Origin of the sequence: Pseudothermotoga thermarum DSM 5069, assembly GCF_000217815.1 — a bacterium.
GTDB lineage: Bacteria > Thermotogota > Thermotogae > Thermotogales > DSM-5069 > Pseudothermotoga > Pseudothermotoga thermarum.
The window spans coordinates 1,488,386-1,506,293 of the sequence record NC_015707.1 but is presented as its reverse complement, the minus strand read 5'-3'; the positions used below and the strand labels follow the sequence as shown (position 1 = coordinate 1,506,293).

Sequence of the window (17,908 nt, the reverse complement as noted above, 5' to 3'; positions counted from 1 at the left end):
AGGTTTAAGTTATAAAGGTTATAGAAATTCCATGAAGGTCCCCAAACCGGGGACCTTTTCTTTCTAGTCGATTGTTTTTCATAGTTTTGCTGTTTCAATTTTCACAAACCACGTTTAAAATTATCCATGCAAGGAGGGATTGATCAAGATGGGTTGGAATGAACTTTTGTGGATTGCACAAGCTTTGCTGCTTTTGTCTGGCACTGTGTTGATCTTTAGGTTGTTTGGTAGATCGGGTTTGATGGCTTACGTTGTTTTAAACACCGTTTTGTGCAACATCGAAGTGCTCAAAATCGTTGAACTTTTCGGTATAACTTCAACCCTTGGTAACGCGATATATGGAACGACCTTTTTGGCAACAGATATTCTTTCTGAATTTTATGGCAAAAAACATTCGCAAAAAGCCGTCTGGCTTGGATTCATAAGTTTGATCATGATGACAGCTGTGATGCAGTTTGCCATTTTGATGAAACCCTCCCCTGTCGATACAGCTTCACCGCATTTAGAATATATTTTTGGCATGATGCCAAGAATTGCCGCCGCAAGTCTTACAGCATATCTTGTTGCACAGATGCACGATGTGTGGGCTTTTGAGTTTTGGAAAAAGGTGACAAAAGGCAAACACCTTTGGCTTAGAAACAATCTTTCCACAATGGTGTCCCAAGCAATTGACACCGTCGTATTCTGCACGATAGCCTTTGTCGGATTGTACGATGCAAGAACTTTCATGGAAATTCTGTTCACCACTTACATTTTCAAATGGATCGTAGCACTCCTTGATACGCCGTTCATTTACTTGGCTAGAAGCGCGGCAAAATCCAAAACGGTGCAGGATGATATTCGAAGAGCAACGATGAACGAAGAGGGCAAAGTTCTTGCAAATTGAACCGTTCTAATTCAGATATTCTGGAATAGTTAAAAGAGTTGATTTTTGGAACAGACAAAGGCTTATTTCTGATCAAACGAAAGCTCCATATAGTCTGCTTTCACACCGGGTAGCTTGTTCAACTTGTCGCACAATTCTTTGTGCTGTTCTGGGTTTCCAACCAGTTCGAGAACAATTAAACCGGCATCAGAGCAATTATCAAGCACGCCGTCATGCAGACCGAGTCGTGTTTTGATTAAGCATCCCCAGCCAGTCAAAATCTTTTGCACCTTCTCAGCAGTTTCCTTTCTGTTCTCCACCAATATAGCCATTATCGTTTTCACAGGTACTTTTTCAGCCATGAGACCATCCCTCCTTGTCAAAATTATATCAGAGAACAATTGACATCTACGTACCTTGTTTTTTCATAGCGAGAATCCTCGTAAGAGTCGAATTCATTCATCGGACTTTATATTTTTGAACTCCAAAGCCTATTTCTGGATGATAATGTGAACGAAACACTTGAAAACCGCAAGATGAAAGGATCTTAAAGCAAGTGTTCTGGCAGAGAACAAATTTCATGTTTATTTGTTCTTTTACAGAACAATATTTGTCAAAAATGGATTTTTTGTTTTACATAAGAACAAAATGTGATAAAATATGTTTTGAGAGAGAACACATGGGGGTGTTCACATGACTTTGACTGAATTTATTGAGATCCTTGAAAGTAGAAAGAAAAGGCTTTTTGGTTTTCTGCCGGAAATCAGAAGACCTTATTTTGATAACTTGAAAAAAGAATTTCAAAACCGTGCTATCCTCCTGTATGGTCCAAGAGGTGCTGGAAAGACCACTTTTCTTTTGATCCAAGCACTTGAGAAGAATTTGTTCTACATCTCAGCGGATGATCCGACAATTATGCTTTTTCCTTTCTTGGAGCTTGCGGAAAAAGTTTTAGCTCATTATCCGGGGATAGTGATCGACGAAATCCATGGACTACCGAATTACGGTGCCATTTTAAAGACGTTATACGATTCTTTCCCAAACAAGATTATTTATGCCTGCGACAGCAGTTCTATCATCATTAGAAAGTCTGTTGCAGATCTTTCAAGAAGATTCGTTCTTAAGAGATTGCCACTAATGTCTTTTAGGGAGTTCATTTACCTTGAAACAGGTATTTATCTGGAAAAAATAACTTTTCCATATGAAAAGTTAGATGAATTTTGCATGAGGGTGATTAAACAGCTGGATGTCTTGCATTACTTCGAACTTTATTCAGAAAAAGGTACAAGACCGTTCTACAAGGAGCCGGATTTCTCAGAAAAAGTCTTAAGGACTATGGAGAAAGTTCTTTACTATGACTTGCCTTTGATGTTAGGAAGCACCACCGAAAACTACTTTGCGGTTGTGAAAGCAATGGTTAGTCATTTGGTGCACTCAAAAATTCCTACAATAAATATTGAATCAATGAGTAAGGAATGGGGAATTGGAAGGGCAAAAATCTACGAGATCCTAAAGACCTTGGCTGAAATAGATTTCTTGAATATAGTCTACAAAAAAGGAAAAGAGAAGCCTTTTTCCAAGGGTGAAAAGATGTTCTTCTCAGATCCTGTTTTCTACAATGTTTTCAAAGGTGAAATCGGAAACTTTAGGGAAGCTTTCGTGGTCTTTGCGTTGAAAGAATTGGGACCAGTTTGGGCTTGCGATAACGAGCAAGAAGGAGACTTTGTGTTCAAAGACATAAAATTAGAAGTTGGTGGTAAGAAGAAAAAAATAAAGTCAAGCGACATCGTGATTCGAGATGATCTTGATTTGCCGTTAGGTAATAAGATTCCGTTGTGGATACTTGGAATGTTATGGTGACTTCCTATCATTCCTTAAAAGGAATGGAATTTATAATGATTGGGGTGATGTGAGTGATTTCAAAGAAAAGCTTGATAGCGTACTTCTCTCGGAAAGGTGATAACTGGTTCAAAGGAAAAATCGTTACATTAGAAGTTGGCAACACCGAGATCGTCGCAAGAAAGATCAAAGAGATCACTGGTGGGGATTTGTTTGAAATCAAGACGGTAAAACAATACCCAAAGGATTATTACGAAACAGTAGAAATAGCCAAAGAAGAGAAGAAACAAAATGCCAGGCCAGAGCTTATAAACAAGCTTGAGAACATTAGCCAGTACGAAGTCATCTTTCTTGGATATCCAAACTGGTGGGGAACGATGCCCATGGCAGTGTTTACGTTCTTGGAATCTTATGATTTTTCAGGAAAAATCATAGCTCCGTTTTGCACACACGAAGGTGGAGGACTTGGAACAAGTGAAAGAGACATACGTAAATTGTGTCCAAGTGCCGTTGTTTTGCCGGGTTTGGCGATTCGTGGCAGTCGCGTATACAATGCGGACAAAGTTATTCTCGACTGGCTCAAAGAACTAAAATTATTGTGAGAGCAAACAAGAAAGTATAGGTTTGGAAAGAATGTTCCAGAAGTTCTGCGATTTGAGCTAAGTGTACAAAATTAGTTGTCGGCGAAAAGTATGCTGGAATCTGTTAGAAGACGAGAAGTTTATCAATTCTTATGATATGTGTGATGCTAAAATAATCAATGGAGGTGCCCGAAAATGCAATACAAACAATTTGGCAAAACAGGTGTAAAGGTATCTCTTCTTGGCTTCGGTGCAATGAGGCTTCCCACAATTGGTCAAGATGCGTCTCAAATCGATGAAGAAAAAGCAATTGAAATGATAAGGTATGCCATCGACCACGGGGTAAACTACGTTGACACGGCATACCCATACCACGGTGGAAACAGCGAAAAAGTGGTGGGAAAAGCTTTGCAAAACGGTTATAGAGAAAAAGTTTTTCTTGCCACCAAATCTCCTGTTTGGGCAGTTGAAAAACACGAGGATTTTGAACGATTTCTCGATGAACAGCTTGCAAAACTTCAAACTGATCACATCGATATGTACTTGATGCACGCTTTGAACAAAGAAAGATGGGAGAAGATAAAAGCTTTGAAATTTTGGCAATTTGTGGATAAAGCAAAAGCAAGTGGGAAAATCAAGTTCATAGGCTTTTCCTTCCACGATAAATACCCCATCTTCAAAGAAATAATCGATGGTTATGATGGATGGGAATTTTGCCAAATACAGCTTAACTACATGGATATCAACTACCAAGCGGGGTTGAGAGGTTTAAAGTACGCTGCTTCAAAAGATCTTGCGATTGTGATTATGGAACCGCTCAAAGGAGGCAAATTGGCAAGGTTGCCGAAGAAGGTTCAAAATGTTCTTGAAAAATCTGGCAAGGATTGGTCAGCTGTTGAATGGAGCCTTAGATGGCTTGGAAATTTCCCGGAAGTGTCAGTGATACTGAGCGGCATGAGTACGTTGGAACAGGTAAAGCAAAACATAGACATAATGGATAAAATAGTTCCAAACAGTTTGAGTGAAAAGGATATGGAAATATTTGAAAAGCTTAGAAAAGCTTTGGAATCCTTTGCGGTTATAAATTGTACAGAATGTGGTTATTGCATGCCTTGTCCAAACGGTGTGGACATTCCAGCAAACTTTAGAAATTACAATGAAACTGTTATGTTCGAAGATTGGGAAGGTGGAAGAGGAACATACAAGTGGTTCCAAAGTCAAAAGATAGCAGCTTCGTTCTGTATCCAATGTGGAGAGTGTTTGAGCAAGTGCCCGCAGAAGTTGGATATACCCAACCTTCTCAAGAAGGTTAATGCAGAGTTGGTAAATTTATAACAAAAAGATTTAATGTCATATTGCAAAAGGTCAAAAGAAAAACGAAAAAGGAGGAGATGGTCGTGCGAAACTTAAAAATGGCTGGAAAGGTTTTGGTTGTGATCACATTTTTTGTCGCAACCTTCTTAATCGTAGGATTTTACTTTGTACAGGAGTTTAGAAGCAAACTCAAAGAAAATGTTCAAAAAAGTTTGCTAGTGCAGGCTAGTACGAATGCTGAAACTTTGGATACGTTTATCCTTAGCTACAAACAACTTGTTGATTTTCTTTCTGAAGAAGCAAACGTAAAAGGGGTTTACAGGAATATAAATGAGGAAGACAAGCAATTGTTGAAGTTTTTCAAAGCCTTGATAGGTGCCTATAAAGATTTAATGTATGTTTACATTGGACTACAAGATAAAAGGTTTTACATAGCTCCGGAAATTCAGTTGCCAGAGGGATTTGATCCAACCATCAGGCCCTGGTATACAGCTGCAATGGCAAAAAAAGGAGAAGTTGTAATTACAGAGCCTTATGCAGATATTGCAACGGGAAAAGTCGTTATAACAGTTGCAAAAGCTGTTAAAGACCATGATGGTAGATATGTCGGAGTTGTTGCACTAGATTTTGATTGTTCAAATCTTTCAAACGCTCTTATGGCAAAAGGAAAAGAATCTGGATATGTGAATGTTGTCATTTCCGAAGCCGGTCAAGTTATGCTTCATACTGATGTTCAAATGATAGGTAAAAGCGTTGTAAGTCAGGAATTTTTCAAAAAATGGCTCTCAATTGGGCAAAGTGGTATTTCTGAATACACCTATGAAAAAGAGAAGTATTTTGCCGCGCATTATAGACTTCCAAATGGTTGGATTGTGGCGGCGATGATTCCAGAAAAAATAGCCTTGGCTGAGGCTAACAAGGCAACATTGATATTGCTTTTAATAATAATCACCGGTGTTGTGGTGGCAACAATCATTGGTATGCTGATCACGGCAAGATACATTGTCAACCCTCTGAAAACTGTTGCCAAAGCAGCAGTTCAACTAGGTCAAGGAGATTTAACGGTGAAATTTGCGTACGATAGTAAAGATGAAATTGGAAAGGTTGCGGAAGCCTTGAATGTTACCGTCGCTTCATTAAAAGAAATTGCGACGAATATCAACGATAAAACCACAATCATTGAAAAAAGCGCTGCCAACGTTGCAGCTATCACAGAGGAATTGAATGCGAGCATAGAAGAGATCTCACATAAGTTTGACGTACTATCTACAAATGCAAACAGCGCTGCGGCAGCTATTGAAGAAATAACATCTGGTGTTGAAGAAGTTGCGGCAAGCGCTCAAAATATCGCAAATGCTTCACAGAAATTAAGTGAAGAAGCTCAAATGGTTAACAAGCTTGCAGTTGACGGTAAAAATGCAATTGAAAATGTTTCTACCATAATTCAAACTACGAAGGAAAAGGTCACGAACACTTATGAAATAGTGAGCAAGCTTTCCGAGAACGCTAAAAATATAGGAAAAATAGTTGAGACAATCAATTCAATAGCTGAACAGACCAACTTATTGGCTCTTAACGCTGCTATAGAAGCTGCAAGAGCAGGAGAAGCCGGTAGAGGTTTTGCGGTTGTGGCAGACGAGATTAGAAAACTAGCGGAAGAAAGCAAACAAGCAACTCAGAATATAGAAAACATACTCAAAGGTATATTCGAAGAAAGTATGATGGCAGGCAAGGCAACTCAAGAAACGGTCCAAGTTGTAGAACAAGCTACTGAAAGCGCAAAGGAAGTAACAGAAAGGTTTGAAAGTATATTAAGAAGCGTGAACAACATAACTAGTATGATTGAAAGCTTGGCTGCTAGTGCTCAACAACAAAGTGCATCTGCTGAGGAAATGAGCAGTGCAATGAACAATGCAAGTAAATCGGTTGCCACAATCGTAGAGCAAATTAGCGATATGGTGAACTCACTAAGGCAACAAACGAAAGCAACTGAATCGGCAGCAGAAACGGCTGATGAACTTGATGAACTGGCTAAAAGCCTTGTTGAAGCAGTAAAAAGATTTAAGTTATCATAATAATACGTTTTGATAATGATGCGAAAAGGCCGCTTTTTGCGGCCTTTTTTTATTTTTCTTATGTACTTTGTTATCCATAATACGAGCAACAATGAATCTGATTCACAGGAATAAATCTACTGCAAAAAGCGTAAAATTGATTAAAGGAGTGATTCGACGTGAGAATCGATAAGGTTTTGACGTTATTGGGTTTAATCATGGTTTGGGTTACATTAATTATTCCTGTTGTGCTTTCATTCATAGTTTTAGTTCAACGGAGTGTGTTTTTGTTTGACTTCTTGATGCCTGCCGAGATGAGTTTTGTATTCTTTATAGGGGCTTTTCTGTTATTGTGGATTTCAAGGAAGAAAGGCATGTATTTCAAATTTGGGAATCATAATAGCTGCTGCAGCACTGTTGGGTGCACGGGGATTAGCTGTTATAACAGGACTTGCTTCTGGATCTATTGAACCCAAGGGATGGCCATTTGTTGCTGTAACTTTGTTGATAGTATTGTACAACCTTTCGATTATCCAGGTAGGTTTATTAGGCTTATGTTTATTCAGAAAGATCACTGTATGAGAAAAATTCGTGGGTCTTTGATAGGTTTGATTTGACAAGGTATCTGGCGCATTATCTCATCTTGCTCAGTTCTTGCTCAGCTCTCGTTACAATTTCTTCCTGTGCCTTAGTGAGGGGAGAACGGGAGGATAACTCAATCGCTTTCAGGAATGCCTCCTTTGCCTTGGTATTATTCCCTGTTTTTCTGTAAAGCAAACCGAGTTCCAAATATACATTTGGAAGATCAGGAGCGTACTCAATCGCTTTCAAGAAACGCTTTTCTGCCTCCTTGTAGTTGTTGAATGGCCACGGTGGTTCTCTGTACCTTATCGCAGAACCAATCAGCGCAAGGGCTTTGTACAACGGATCTTCAAGAAGTTCTATCGCCTTTTCAATGTAAACATCAAAATCGCGAAGCAACCTGAGCTTGGTAAATGGATCGCTGTAGTCGATAATTCTCGAAATTGCCAAAGCGGCAACGAACCAAGATCTACCGTTTGTTGGGTCGAGTTTAATAGCGTTCTCTGCAAGATTTCTCGCTTCGCTGTAATAGGACAATTTCTCTTTCTCCGTCGCACCCTAGATCGCATATTCCAAGATTGCCTCGGATAAGATGGTTAGAAGATGTGAATCAGCTGAATAATCTGGCTTGGCTTTCGCGGCTTCAATGAATTTTTTCAGACCGGTGACGTCTCTTTCTCTTCGCAGACTTTGAAAGATTCTATCGGCATCCTGCAAGTTATTAAAATCCAAGTCACTCACCTTCTCTGCAAAAACACATACAAGCTGTAAGAAAACAAGACACAACATTAAAATTCTGAGCAACATATGACACCTCAAAACAACTTTCTCAGGTTCAGTCCTTGTAAGTTTCAAACACCTTTCTTATCTCATTTGTTGCCTTCAAAAACAATTCGACGAGTACTGGGTCAAAGTGTTTGCCTGCTTCTGATCTGATCATATCCACAGCTTGGTCGAATGGAAAGGGATCTTTGTATGGTCTTTTTGTCGTTAGCGCATCGAAAACATCGGCTATCGCAACTATTCTACCTTCTATGGATATTTCTTCTCCTTTCTTTCCAACTGGGTAACCTGTCCCATCGTATTTTTCGTGGTGATCAGAGATTATTTTCATCGCTGTGCTAAGTAGGTCTTCTTCTGTCATCTGTCGAATTAGTACGTTAGCGTTTTTCACAATCTTCTGACCTATTTCGACATGTCTTTTCATTATTTCCCATTCCTGTGGGTCAAGCCTACCGGGCTTTAGAAGGATGGTGTCGGGGATTCCAACTTTCCCAATGTCGTGGATTGGTGCAAAATTGTATATTTCTCTGACTTTTACAGCAGGTAGTTCTATCACTTCGTCGGAGTATTTCTCAGCCAAGATTCTTGAATAATTTGCCACGCGCTTAATGTGGTTGCCGGTTTCAGTATCCTTGAACTCAACCAAGTTAACAAAGGATTGAGCCATAGCTGAAAGAGCTGTTTGTATAATGTAGCAGTAGTGCAAAATTTTGCCCAATGTTTGTGAGATGAAGAAAAGCTTTTTTCCATCCACTCGTGAATAGGCGTATTTCTTCCTCGAATTCACGAACAAAAATGCGAAAACTTTGTTATTTCTGAAGACTGGAACAGTTAAACTTGAGCGAAATCCCTCCTCAAGTATCAGCTTGGTTGCAAGAGAATTTGAAAACTCTTGGTCTTCAAGATCGTTGATGATTCTGAAAGCGTATTCACCAGTCACCAGTTTTCTTAAAGATGTTTCTGTGATGTGCTGCTTGAAATTTGGCTTCAGTCTAAGTTCTTTTCCCGAGGGTGCATACGCAGTTTCCGCTACAACGAATCCCTCTGGATCGATGAAGGCTATCGAAAATCTTTCGCACCCGATGATCTTCTGAACAGCTTCTCACACTTGTTCTATAAACGACTCCACATTGTAAACAGGAGACAATTGAGCGAAAACCTCATACTGTCGTATTTGATCCAAATCTTCTCTGAATAGGTTTAAAATCAATTCTGTGAGCAATTCACGTTGAAACTCACGAATTGGTTCATGAATAACCACGTCAGCCAAAGTTTGACCTCCTGTATCAAGAATTGTTGATCGATTATATTTTAATCTAAAAGCAATTATACAGAAAAATCTCAAAATTGCAGTTACAAAATCTCCGACAGACAGCCATGAGGCAGATGACGATTACTTTGTGAAGGCACATTGTACCCCTACAAAGTGTCAGTTAGATCTATGATGGATTTTCCTTAATTGCTTGGAATGTTCAGTGGTCCATAGCCGAGTGTATCCAAATTCCTCACCGATATGTAGGGGATAAATCCATGGTTGGAAATCTTTTCAATTAATTCCTTTACTTGTTTTTTGTTTCTTATGTCTGTGTAATCTATCACAATCACAGGGATGCCTTTTTTCTTAATCGATTTCAGCTTTGGAATGTAGAACTGAGTGAGATTTTCTGGAACTGAAAAGTAGTTGACCTTGTTATCCTTGGTTTTTTCCCACGTGCTGTATAAGCCCTCGAAGACAAAACCGCTGATCAAATGTTCGATATTATCGAGTATGTGAAAGGCTCTGTTTACAAGTATCCGTAAATGCGGATAGCGATTGCTCAACTGTATAATGAAATCAGCCAGAGCAATTTCGTACTCCTCCGCATCTTTTCCCTTTAGAACAAGCTGATACGAATCGAGGGTGTCCAAAAAAATCCCTGCGAATTTTTTAGGAACTATTTCACGTTCGATTTTTCTAAAAAGGTATTCACGATATTCTCTGACTCTTATGTCCATGATGTAACTGTTCCAAAGATCGTTTCTTCCGATGACCCATTGCCGATTGAGAGAAGGGCTAAGTTTTTCGGCTTCCCCAACGTTGAGATAAGCGAAAACAAGGTTTTTTCTCCTGACAAAATCCTCAGTTTCGAGATCGTTGGGATCTACAACTATCCAATCGAAGTATCTGTAGGCGGATTCCGATGGCTTGCCGTGGTAGAGAAACGCAACGGATCTGGGAAACTGAAGAGCCGCAAGAGAACAGCTCATGAGTAAAAACATTACAATCGCTATTCTCAAGAGAATCATCCTTTAAGTATAGAATTTGATCGGTTTCATTTTATCACAACCGCGATATTCTTTTTATAATTATCTTTAGTGGTGATCAAATGAGAGTTTACGAAATATTTATTTTTTCGGGTTTGATATTTCTTGTGGATATTGTTTTCAAATACTATGGTTATCTAACAGCTGATATCAACCCCTACGTCCTTTTTGCCGTTTACGTTGCGGCAAGGTATGGTCTGATGTCGTCACTCATTCTGACTTTTCTTTCAACCTTACTTACGATCCTATCAGTTTACATGCACTATGGTAAAGCGGCAACACAGATCGTTCTCAGCTGGGCAACCTTGCGAGTGCCACTTTTGATTCTAATGATATCGATCGTTGCAGGAATTCTCACAGATTTGCGCGAGAGGAAAATAAGAGATCTTGAGAATGAGCTGGTAATAACTCGAAATACGATAAAGGAATACAAGCAAAACTTGGAGAAGTATGAAACTATCACAAACACTCTTCAGAAGAGAATAGTTCTTGAAGAAGGTGTATCGGCTTTTGTCGAAAAACTTAGGCAGATAGAGCTGTACAACAGGGAAGACATTTTCAACCAGGCAATTGATTTGATATCCAAATTCATTGAAGCAACAACAATATCCATTTATCTTCTTTCGAGTAATAACTTTCTGAGGTTGAGAGTAAGAAAAGGTCCTGGTTTCCTTCCAAACTCTTTCCCAATGAACAGGTCTTTGGTTGTATCCAAGTCAGCGGAACTTGGAGTTTTCTCAGTCGCTGATCTTTACTTCACCTCTGAAAACGTTGACTTCAGCATTGAACCTGCGATATCTGTTGCAATAAGAAGCCAGGAAAAGGTGTTCGGATTCATCCTTGTTGAAGTCATTTCACCAGAACATCTTAACAGATCCACACAGACGTACCTGCAAGTTTTGGCTGACTGGTTGGCTTCCTTGCTTGAGATATCATCAGATCTTACAAATTTGGTTGTGACTGACGATGAGATGAAGTTCTATTCGTTTTTGCTGAAAATAAGCGAAAGATATGAAAAGTACAAAATACCTTACTCTGTTATCCACGCAAAACTGGGTAATTCCAAGGAATTTGATGAATTGAAACGTTTGTTGAGAGAAACGGATTTTGTCCTACATAAAGAAGGAGAACTTAGGATAATCTTGACTGTATGTGGCGAAGATGGCTTGAAGCGAGTCTTGGAAAGGCTGCAAAAGGTTCCAAGTTTGACAATAGAGGAGGCGTATAGCAGATCGTAATCTTAGGGCTATTATCAACGATTGTCGGAATGTTGGCATTCTATTTTAAATCATGGTTGTTCGTCATCGTTTATGCGGTGCTTTGCCTTTTTCTTACCAAAAAGGATTTGTTGTCCTTTATCTTGTCATTTGTCATGTTTCCCATTCTTCCTTTGATTTACGGGTTGAGCAAGAAAAATTGGAAACCAAAGTATAAAGAAACGCCGGATTTTGAACTTCCTTCGGCTGGCGTCAAGGTTAGTTACGACAAACTTGATGTAGTGCCTATAGATCTGATCATGAAATATGGATCTATCGAACAGAAGAAAAAAGCAATTGAGACAGTTTACAAAATGGTCGAGGAGTTAAGATTGGAAGCTGATAGGGCAGCTGCAATACTCTACACGTTCCTGATGAATGAAACTTCACAGGACATTGTGCTTTACTGTACAGAGTATTTGGAGCAAATCGAAAGTTTTCTCATTTCGCAGATAGGAAGATATTCAAAACTCGTTCATACGAAAGACGGTTTGTTTAATTTTGCACTCTACTCATATCAGTATTCGAAGACACCATTCTTGATAGATGAACAGAAAATCGAAATCCTGCGGTTTGTCAGAGAGAAATTGGAGCAATCTCCGAATGAATTTTTCGATAAGAACCTCGCAGATCTGTATCTGAGAATTCTCGTGGATCTCGGTGAGAAGGAAGTTTTTGAACAAAAGTTTAAAAGCTTTGAGAACTTGTACACAAACGCAGAAAAAGCCGTGCTTCTTTCATATGCAAGAAAGATTTTTGCTTGGGGTGAGAAAGATGGCAAAACTACTCGAGATAATGAGACGTAATGCGAAATTTTTCATTGCGTTGACGGCGACGGTGATTGCCCTTTCTTTAATCATTGCGGTGAATTATGAGACCCATGTTGAAATACCGGCTGATGGCTCGCAGATCTTGAGTTTGAACAAAAGGATGATTTATCTGAAGCAAAAAGAGCTACTCAAGAAAATTGAAGATACAAAGATTACATCAGAACGACTTGTTTTGCTTGATGAACTTTTAAGGATATCCAGTTTTCTTGGGGATAAAGAAACTCAAAAAATCGCTGTCCAAATCAAGAGGCAAACGCTTTTGAAAGAGTTACTCTCATCACTCGAGCAAGAAGAATCCATTGTGGAACTTTTTAGAACGATGATTGAGAACCTACCTGTGGAACAGCTTCGGAAAGTGAAGGACGAAATTGTAAGGTTGATAGGTGAATGATATGAGGGTTGGTTTGATTTTTGAAGGGACTTATCCTTATGTTACCGGTGGGGTGTCCACATGGGGACATCTTTTAATTCAGCATCTTAGAGATTTTGAGTTTTGTGTAATACATATAGGTGATATTCCGAAAGAAAAAATCCCAAAGTACAAACTCCCCGAAAATGTTGTGGAGTTCTTTGAGTTTCAACTTTTTGCACAGTACGATTTCACGGAAAAACGAGTTCAGCGCGAGTTTTTCGAGAAGCTTGGAAATTCGATCAAATATCCCTTCGATGAACTACAGATTTCGCAGGAGCTTTACAAATTGCTCGAGAGATATAGCGACAACGATTTCACAAAAGTCTTCCAGTGTGATTGCTACTGGAGTGCAATAACCGATTTTTACAAGATCTACCTTCCGGACGAGAGTTTTACGAATTATTATTGGACTGTCAGAGGCATGCTCATACCTGTTGTCAACAGTATGACAATGGGTCTACCCAAGTGTGATCTTTATCACACTGTCACGACGGGCTATGCTGGGTTATGTGCTACGATGAACAGCTTAAGGCATAAAAAGCCTTTGATCTTAACGGAACATGGCATCTACCACAGGGAAAGGGAACTTGAGATACTAAAGTCAAGATGGATTCCTGAAGCTTACAAAAAGGGCTGGATAAAGTTGTTTAAAGTCATGAGCGCTCTTGCATACCAGAGATCCAATGTTGTTACGACACTTTTTGAGAAGAATCAACTATTCCAAAGGGAACTTTGTAAGGATTATTCGAAACTTCGGGTCATTCCAAATGGTGTTGATTACATCAAATTCTCATCACTACCAAGGAAAAAGTCTAAGAAGCCTTTTGTGGCAGGTTTAGTCGGTAGGGTTGTTGAGATCAAGGATATAAAAACCGCTGTGAAAGTTGCCCGATACGTAAAAGATAGAATCCCGGATTTTAAACTGTTGATAATAGGACCTACTGATGAAGATGAGCAGTATTATCGTGAATGTCTGCAACTTGTTGAACTCTTCAAGCTTCAGGACACGGTTGAGTTCACCGGACCTGTTGACGTGACGAAGTACTATCCAGAGATAGATGTACTTCTTCTCACCAGCGTAAGTGAAGGACAACCTTTGGTGATATTGGAAGCTTTTTCAGCGGGTATACCGGTTGTTGCTACGGATGTTGGTGGTTGTTCTGAGTTGGTGTACGGATCCAAAGAAGATCTGTTGGCTCCAGCCGGTGTAATTGCAAAGCCCAAGGATTTCGTAGGTATAGGCGAGGGATTGATAAAACTATACGAAGACGATGAGTTCAGGCAAGCAGCTTCAAGAGTTGCCAAACAGAGGGTTGAGAGAAGATACACGATTGAGAGAATGATCGAGAATTATAGAAGACTTTATGAAGAAGTATCAAAGGAGAAATAGGAATGGCTGGTATTGGTTTTAGGTTGAACAGAATGTTTTATCGAGGTTCTGTAAGTTCGGACATTTTAGCCATTTTCTATTCAATGCTTGTAGCTGCAGGACCGTGGATTATTACAGCTGCCTCCCTTTTTGCAATACTTTATTTCTTCGATATCGAGGATCCGTACCTGTTTGTTTCGCTTGTTTACGGGTTTATCATCTCCGTTATCTTCTCTGGTTTGACAAACACTTTCCTAACTCGTAGGGTTTCTGATCATGTCTATACCCGCAATTACAAGAAGATCTTTCCAGAGACGATGGGATTGCTTTTGGTAGCGAATTCATTGCTAGCACTTTTCTGTGTGCTTTTCCTTGGCATCAACAAACACGAAGCTTGGTTTATATTTGCTTTTACGTATTTGTGCGTATCTTTGCTTTCCTTGTGGATTGTTTCAGTTGCATCACTGGCTACGGAGAATATTCAGCTATACATTGTAAGCTACATCATCTTTGGTGTGACCGCAGCTTTGTTCGTTCGATTTTTCGGCGACGGTTCCTTCGACAAAATCATGGGTTTTTCTCTTTCAGTCAATCTGTCCATGTTCTTGCACTTGATCAACACTTTAAGATCTTTTGGAACCGAAGAATTCATTTCATTTAAGTGGTTCGGTGCGCTGAAAAAATACTGGGAAAACATATTCATAGGACTTGCCTACAACCTGGCTATATGGATTGATGAGTTCGTAGTCTGGAGATCGAAGACTTATTCACAAGAGATTTTGAAAGGCTTCAGGTTTTCTTCTTACTACGATTTACCGATGTTCATATCTTATCTTTCAATAATTCCAACGGTTGTGATGTTTGTCATGGTACTCGAAACGAGGTTCTACAGAAGATACCATGAATTCTATTCGATAATAATCTCGAGATCAACTTTGAACGACATGGAGTTGGCGAAAGACAATATGGCTGAAGAACTCAGAAAAAGTGTCGAACTGACGGTGATCATTCAGCTGTTCTTCTCGACTTTGTTGTTTATTGCAAATGAAATCGGAATCTTTTCCAGAGCTTTTTATGTTGAGAAGGCAATACTCAGAATAGGTATAGTTGGAGCGATGTTCAACGGATTCTACCTAACGATCACCCTGTTACTTCTCTACTTTGATTTTCGTAGGGATGTTCTGTGGTTGAATACTCTCACATTCTTGTGTAATCTTTCATTGTCAATTTGGTTTGTCAACAAAGCACCGTATACTCTTTTACCGGCTTCATATACAATATCCTTCACTATTTTCACCTTCGTCAGTTATGCTATCTTGTTGAAGAAAGTAGAAAAGATAATCCAGATTGAATTTTCGAGGCAGAAGATCCAGATAGAGAAAGGTGTGGTGAGAACGTTGAAGGACCTGAGAGGTGATCTGCGATGAAAAGGGTGTTGATAACGCTATTGATACTGTTGTTAACGCTCAGCTGCGTTGCCTTTGGCGAGAAACCTTTTCTTTTGTTGTACAATCCAACCGAGCAGTACGGTGAATACATGATGAAAAATCACGTTGTACCCGTTCTTGAGAAACTTGGTATCCCCTATGAACTTAGGAGCATTTTCGGGCTGAATTACAACGAGATTGATCATCAAAAATATGCTTTCGTGATTTCTTGGTATTATTCACAAAACGTTCCCTATCCTGAATCATACCTTCGGCAGCTATCGATTTTTGTCAAGAATGGCGGAAAATTCTTCTTCCTCAACAATCTCGGTGTGAAAACATCTTTCAGAGAAGTGAACAATCTGATGAACTTGCTTGGTGTTCACTATCGCGGTGGTTTCAAAACATTGGAAAATTCAACTGCGCAGTTTGAGAAGGAGTATTTCGTACGGGCTCCTTATGGAACCACAAGTGTCCCAGCTGAAAAGTATGACATTTTTGGTAGCGATGTTAAGAAGATCTTATCTTACTTGGATGAAACCGGATCTGAATATCCGATGATCTTTTTGTCGAAAACGGGTGGTGGAGCTGTTTTCAACAGTTTCATAGACAAAGATGGACGCGTGATTCTAAACGTTCAGAAAATCATTGAGTCTTTCTTTGAAACAGCCGTCGGTAATGAGAACAAGGTCTTAGTTGTCAAGAGCGTTTTTGATCCGGATGAATATGTAAGAACACAAAAGGAATTTATAGAAATCTTTGAACTCGCAAAAATCGAGGTGGATTTCGTTGACGTAACCGAATTCTATCGGCTCTCCTTCTTTGAGTTGTGCAAATATCGTTTCATCATATGGAACACTGAGTCAACCTATTTCGAAACACAGACGATCAAAAGATATGTGGAAAGTGGAGGTACTTTCATTTTTTGCACAAACATTTTCAACACACCTTGGAATAAGAACGTTGTAAGCCAAAGAATAAACGTGGAAAAGTTGGTCTTTGTAAAGGAACTTTTCCCACTTCACAATTCAGCCGATGGTATCAAGTATAAAATAGCTAATTTTGTCGTTGGTTTTTCCGTTGTGCTATCAGACAAATCAACGGTACTTGCCAAGCTCGAAGGGGATGGTTCTACACCAGTTATATGGTATGAAGAACGAGGAAAAGGATTTGTTGGCTATATCTATCCAATCACTGTTTTGAAGCCAATTCGTGGATTAATTCTTCAAGCAATACTTGAAATGCAGAATTTCTCGATTTCTGGCTTTCTGAATTCTGTTACCTTCCATCTTGACGACTTTTCATTGCCATCGTACAACGTCGAGAAAAACGGTATATTGGACGATGAGTTCTACTACGATGTCTGGTGGAAGGATATGAAAAACTTCTCTGAACGCTTCGGCATTCCGTTCACAGCGATGTTGATTCTGACTTACAACGGGTCAAGTTCTCCTCCATTCGATTTCACCGAATTTTTCGTGAGCCGTTCTGCTGGACCTTTGAAAGCTGTTCTTGAGTTAAATCAATCGCACCACGAGCTGGGATTCCATGGGTACAACCATATCTCTTTAACAGCAGAAAACTGGAAGAATCCGGAAAATTTGATTCTCAGCCTGGGGGTTTCTAAAGAATTTGTTGAAAGATTAGTCGGTCACAGTATTTTCTTTACTACTTACACTGCTGCAAACAACATTATTGACCTGTATGGTGTTGAAAATCTGCTTAAGGCAATTCCTGAGATCAGGGTAATTTGTACTTCTTATTATTATCCAAACTTCTCTGAATACGAAATCCTCAGCGGCAACGTTTTGATTGTGCCGAGGTCAACATACGGTTATTATCCGGAAGAGAGTGTGGTGCTAACCATTGCAAGCAGTCTCGCACATTTTGGAAGCTTTGCACACTTCATACACACAGACGATGTTTTCGCATCAGATCGAAATCCAGATGGAAAGGACTGGAACGCACTTTATCGAAGTCTTGTAGGAATATATTCGCAGGTGAAATCAACTTTTCCGTTCTTGAGATTCCACACGGTTTCTGAGTTCTACAAGTACATGGTTGATTACATGACAAAAAGCGTTAGATATGATCTGGATGACCATGGGCTGTACATAAATGTCCCGAAAGACAGCCTTTTTCCGAGATACTTCTTCGTCAGGGCAAAAAGAAAAATTGAAACCGTTAAAGGTGGTAAAATCCTATCCTACTTTGCTGAATCCAATCTCTATGTAGTTGAAATGAACGACCATTATCTTTCCATTGATTTCACACATTAAGTCAGACTGCCTT

The 17,908-nt window shown here is 39.5% G+C and carries 17 protein-coding genes; 11 read left to right on the top strand and 6 right to left on the bottom strand.

All coding sequences use genetic code 11. The features are described 5' to 3' along the window. Window positions 1-148: 148 nt before the first annotated feature. Window positions 149-886: a queuosine precursor transporter gene (locus THETH_RS07560; protein WP_013932761.1), complete on the top strand. Its 738-nt coding sequence runs from the start codon at window positions 149-151 to the stop codon at window positions 884-886. A 62-nt stretch (window positions 887-948) separates the two neighbouring features. Here the strand turns inward: THETH_RS07560 and THETH_RS07555 are convergent, their stop codons facing one another. Beyond that, on the bottom strand, window positions 949-1,227 hold the full coding sequence (locus THETH_RS07555) for a hypothetical protein (RefSeq protein ID WP_013932760.1): 279 nt from the start codon (window positions 1,225-1,227) through the stop codon (window positions 949-951). 331 nt (window positions 1,228-1,558) lie between these two features. On the opposite strand from THETH_RS07555, the gene THETH_RS07550 reads away from it, so the two are divergent. The 4 genes from THETH_RS07550 to THETH_RS07535 all read left to right on the top strand — a co-directional run bounded on the left by THETH_RS07550 (window position 1,559) and on the right by THETH_RS07535 (window position 6,674). Continuing rightward, on the top strand, window positions 1,559-2,725 hold the full coding sequence (locus THETH_RS07550) for an ATP-binding protein (protein WP_013932759.1): 1,167 nt from the start codon (window positions 1,559-1,561) through the stop codon (window positions 2,723-2,725). Between the two features lie 53 nt (window positions 2,726-2,778). After that, window positions 2,779-3,306 (top strand): flavodoxin, encoded by a 528-nt coding sequence (locus THETH_RS07545; RefSeq protein ID WP_013932758.1) that lies wholly within the window; start codon window positions 2,779-2,781, stop codon window positions 3,304-3,306. Window positions 3,307-3,480: 174 nt separating this feature from the next. Continuing rightward, window positions 3,481-4,620 (top strand): aldo/keto reductase, encoded by a 1,140-nt coding sequence (locus THETH_RS07540; protein WP_013932757.1) that lies wholly within the window; start codon window positions 3,481-3,483, stop codon window positions 4,618-4,620. 62 nt (window positions 4,621-4,682) lie between these two features. Then, window positions 4,683-6,674: a methyl-accepting chemotaxis protein gene (locus THETH_RS07535; RefSeq protein WP_013932756.1), complete on the top strand. Its 1,992-nt coding sequence runs from the start codon at window positions 4,683-4,685 to the stop codon at window positions 6,672-6,674. 612 nt (window positions 6,675-7,286) lie between these two features. Here the strand turns inward: THETH_RS07535 and THETH_RS07530 are convergent. The 5 genes from THETH_RS07530 to THETH_RS07520 all read right to left on the bottom strand — a co-directional run bounded on the left by THETH_RS07530 (window position 7,287) and on the right by THETH_RS07520 (window position 10,295). Beyond that, the gene (locus THETH_RS07530; protein WP_052295986.1) at window positions 7,287-7,772 is read right to left on the bottom strand and encodes a tetratricopeptide repeat protein; all 486 of its coding nucleotides are present in this window, start codon (window positions 7,770-7,772) and stop codon (window positions 7,287-7,289) included. 21 nt (window positions 7,773-7,793) lie between these two features. Further along, window positions 7,794-8,039, bottom strand: coding sequence for a hypothetical protein (locus tag THETH_RS10370; protein WP_211205262.1), 246 nt, complete (start codon window positions 8,037-8,039; stop codon window positions 7,794-7,796). 31 nt (window positions 8,040-8,070) lie between these two features. After that, window positions 8,071-8,958 carry an HD-GYP domain-containing protein gene (locus tag THETH_RS07525; RefSeq protein ID WP_052295984.1) on the bottom strand — a complete coding sequence of 296 codons (888 nt, stop codon included), beginning with the start codon at window positions 8,956-8,958 and terminating at the stop codon, window positions 8,071-8,073. Window positions 8,959-9,120: 162 nt separating this feature from the next. Further along, entirely contained in the window at window positions 9,121-9,288 is a 168-nt protein-coding gene (locus THETH_RS10715) for a hypothetical protein (RefSeq protein ID WP_157723335.1), read from the bottom strand. 185 nt (window positions 9,289-9,473) lie between these two features. Further along, the gene (locus THETH_RS07520; protein WP_013932754.1) at window positions 9,474-10,295 is read right to left on the bottom strand and encodes an endo alpha-1,4 polygalactosaminidase; all 822 of its coding nucleotides are present in this window, start codon (window positions 10,293-10,295) and stop codon (window positions 9,474-9,476) included. An 89-nt stretch (window positions 10,296-10,384) separates the two neighbouring features. On the opposite strand from THETH_RS07520, the gene THETH_RS07515 reads away from it, so the two are divergent. From THETH_RS07515 to THETH_RS07490, 6 genes are read left to right on the top strand one after another with little or no spacing between them, the layout of a single operon-like run. Next, window positions 10,385-11,560, top strand: coding sequence for a GAF domain-containing protein (locus THETH_RS07515; RefSeq protein WP_013932753.1), 1,176 nt, complete (start codon window positions 10,385-10,387; stop codon window positions 11,558-11,560). Between the two features lie 32 nt (window positions 11,561-11,592). Further along, window positions 11,593-12,384, top strand: a complete 792-nt coding sequence (locus THETH_RS07510) for a hypothetical protein (protein WP_211205261.1) — start codon at window positions 11,593-11,595, stop codon at window positions 12,382-12,384. Further along, window positions 12,353-12,799, top strand: coding sequence for a hypothetical protein (locus THETH_RS07505; RefSeq protein ID WP_013932751.1), 447 nt, complete (start codon window positions 12,353-12,355; stop codon window positions 12,797-12,799). Before THETH_RS07510 ends, THETH_RS07505 begins: the two co-directional genes overlap by 32 nt. Before the next feature lies 1 nt (window position 12,800). Continuing rightward, entirely contained in the window at window positions 12,801-14,210 is a 1,410-nt protein-coding gene (gene pelF / locus THETH_RS07500; protein WP_013932750.1) for a GT4 family glycosyltransferase PelF, read from the top strand. Window positions 14,211-14,212: 2 nt separating this feature from the next. Continuing rightward, window positions 14,213-15,616 (top strand): exopolysaccharide Pel transporter PelG, encoded by a 1,404-nt coding sequence (gene pelG / locus THETH_RS07495; protein WP_013932749.1) that lies wholly within the window; start codon window positions 14,213-14,215, stop codon window positions 15,614-15,616. Beyond that, the gene (locus THETH_RS07490) at window positions 15,613-17,895 is read left to right on the top strand and encodes a DUF2194 domain-containing protein (protein WP_013932748.1); all 2,283 of its coding nucleotides are present in this window, start codon (window positions 15,613-15,615) and stop codon (window positions 17,893-17,895) included. The genes pelG and THETH_RS07490 overlap by 4 nt, the downstream gene beginning before the upstream one ends. Window positions 17,896-17,908: the final 13 nt, after the last annotated feature.